Source organism: Cupriavidus sp. 01L43 (assembly GCF_056399925.1).
In genome coordinates this window covers 1-938 of sequence record NZ_JBFTSH010000046.1, presented here as the reverse complement: position 1 = coordinate 938, position 938 = coordinate 1, and the positions used below count along the sequence as shown (strand labels likewise).

The following is a 938-nucleotide window of genomic DNA, read 5'->3' as shown; positions in this document are numbered from 1 at the left end:
TGCTCCTGTCCCTCCCAATCCTCGAATTCGAGCTTGTTGTCGCTCTGCGTGCGAATAACGTTGCGGGATAGCCAACGATCCTGATTGGTAATCAGATCCGTCTGGCGACTGTTATGGTGGACATGGGCGATGTACGGCTTATTGGGATTCCCATCCCGAAACGCGATAGCCGCTTCGGTGCCGTCGATCAGCGGAAAGTGAAATCCTGTTTGCAGCGCCCCGGCAAACGGCTTGGCCAATCGCAGCGGCACGCATTCGCCACCGCCGGGCCAGTCCTCGAAATCGAAGTCAAAGCGAACCGTGTAATAGCCCTGCTGGGTCAGATAGGCGTATGGATACTGGCTCGGGGAGGTAATGCGCGCACTCAGCGTGCCCTGGATCTTCGGCCACTTGGCCTCGTCCAGCGGCAGCCGGAACCGTCGTTCCGACGGGATCGATTTGAAGGTATTCCGATACGCCGCATCGCGCGCGCCGGTGTGGATCACCTCGGTGATGACCTGCCCATTCGGCGCATCGGCCAGCGCAAGATCCATCCGCAGGATTCGCGCCGGACGCAGTTCCAGCACATTGCTCTCGCCTTCATAGACCACCTGGGAAGCCATCGCCGCCTCATGCCGAAGCTGGGCTTCCCATTTGGCGCCTTCGAAATCCAGGTGATGGGTGCCGAAGACATACGGCTGGCCGTAGGTGGTCTTGTCTTTGCGCGCGACGTTGGCTTCGCCCTTCAGCGGCTCCCACGCCAGGTCGGGGTTGTAGTCCGCCACGAGGAACGATGCGGGGACGGTTCTAGCAATAGTACGAAGGCCGATGACCGCTTCGACACCAGCCTCCAATCCCGCCGTCTCGCGATACGGCACCCGCAATTCAGGCTTGTAAAGGTAATGGTCAATGTCATCGCCAAACACCACCATCTCGCCGAACTTGCCGGGAAGGAAATA

1 protein-coding gene is annotated in these 938 nt (G+C 59.7%); it reads right to left on the bottom strand.

Going from position 1 to position 938, the window contains the following annotated elements:
• Positions 1 to 938, bottom strand: a 938-nt coding sequence (locus tag AC1DP9_RS27690; RefSeq protein ID WP_477109072.1) for a type VI secretion system Vgr family protein, incomplete at both ends; no start/stop codon positions are given.